At 60.3% G+C, this 1704-nt stretch carries 2 protein-coding genes; both read right to left on the reverse strand.

Annotated elements, in window-relative coordinates; translation table 11 throughout:
• Nucleotides 1-2 precede the first annotated feature (2 nt).
• On the reverse strand, nt 3-1025 hold the full coding sequence (locus ACRESJ_RS08120; RefSeq protein WP_431757447.1) for an IS630 family transposase: 1023 nt from the start codon (nt 1023-1025) through the stop codon (nt 3-5).
• A 51-nt stretch (nt 1026-1076) separates the two neighbouring features.
• Entirely contained in the window at nt 1077-1502 is a 426-nt protein-coding gene (locus tag ACRESJ_RS08125) for an IS701 family transposase (RefSeq protein ID WP_431757448.1), read from the reverse strand.
• Between the last annotated feature and the right edge of the window lie 202 nt (nt 1503-1704).

The raw sequence follows: 1704 nt of genomic DNA on the forward strand, positions 1-1704 counted from the left end.
CTTCACGAGTGTGGCGCGCTGATGTACCAGAGCTTTGGATCGGCGAAGAACCCTCGGACGATTCCAGGGCACTTCTTGAGTCGCTCAAGAGCTTCGGTTGCGACCTTCATCAAGTCGTCCCTGGTGAATGGCACGGCCCGCGCGATCCTATCGTGCTTGACGTTCTTGTTGACCCACTCGTCCGGGTTCAACTCGGGCGAGTAGGGCGGCAGGAAGAACAGCTCCAACCGCCCGCCTGTGCTGGCGACGTATTCTTTGACAATGTTTGCCCTGTGCACGGACGAGCCGTCGACCACCAAGAAGACGGGTGTGTCAAAATCATGGAGCACGCTGCGGAGAAACTCGATGAATCGCTCTGCGTTCATGGATCCTTCGTGAACCTGAAAGCTCAGCTCGCCTCGCTGGCCGACTGCGGAGACTATCTTGACCGAGTGCCGTACCGCCGAACTGATCACGACGGGCGTCTGCCCGACCGGTGCCCAGGTGGTGCCGGCGTGGTAGTCCGTCCGCACCGACGCCTCGTCTGCGAACAGGATCGTTGCGCCCTCGGCCGCCGCCCTGGCTCTGATCGCCGGGTACTCCTCCCGCTTCCAGCGCTCCACCCGCTCGGGGTCTTGCTTCCACGACCGGTACAACGGTCGCTGCGGTGACATCCCGAGCTTGGTGAGGATCCTTCCCACCGTGACCAGCGAGACGGACTTCCCGAAGCTGGTCTTTATCAGGTCTCGGATCAAGGAACGTGTCCACAATGCCATCCCGAAGCCGTGGACTCGTGGGTCCTTTCCGTTGATCATCGTGTAGAGGCGCATCATCTCGCTGTCATCCAGTGTCGTCGGCCGGCCCGATGCGGCCTTCGTCGAGATCGCGGCCAGCCCGCCCTTGCGGTATTTATCGATCCAGGCGAAAACGGTAGATGTGCCGACGTTCATGATCTCAGCGATCTGCGGAACGGACATCCCGTTCTCTTGCATCTGCACTGCGAGCAGCCGCTCTTCGTTGGCAGCCCGTCTGCCTTTCTTCGCCATGCGTACAGTATCGCACAACATCGATGAGATGTCTACAAACTTACGTTCTGATTAGTAGCACAGGAACGTGGCGATCTGACAGTTATCGATCCGCCCTGACGTTCCGGAATACTGCCGCTGCACGCCGACCGATTTGGTGCCCTTCTTAGCGAATCCTGTTGGATCCGCCACGAGGATCCCCGCCGGGTCGGCAAGGTGTTCCATCGCATACTCGCGATTCAGTTTCAGCAACGCGTCCGCATCCCATGGCGAGAGGTTCAGAAAGCGCTGCAACGCTGTCGGGTCCAGCTCGCCAACATGCTCGGCGATGGTCCAGCCGTTCTTCCGTCCCCGTGGTGACAATAACCCACGCACGTACTGTTCGGCGTGCTTCTTGGACTCCACCCGGTAAAACAACGGCCGAATCCACGCGAGCACACTCGCCAGCTCGGATTCCCACCGGTCCACATCTTCCCGGGACACCGCATCATCGTACACAACGGGTTGACTCGTCGACGTCAGAGGCACAGAAACATCGTTCCACGCCCTGACCACAATTCATTGGAGGCGCGCCGATCCGCCAAGGCGGATCATCATTTCCACCGAAACACAACATGCGCTCCGACACTGTCTCGCCTCAGTCAACAATGGTCGCGGCCGACAACGCACAACCACGCCCACGGCAGCCGGGGGGCAGGGC

Source organism: Pseudomonas sp., assembly GCF_050739655.1.
Classification (GTDB): Bacteria; Pseudomonadota; Gammaproteobacteria; order Pseudomonadales; family Pseudomonadaceae; genus Aquipseudomonas.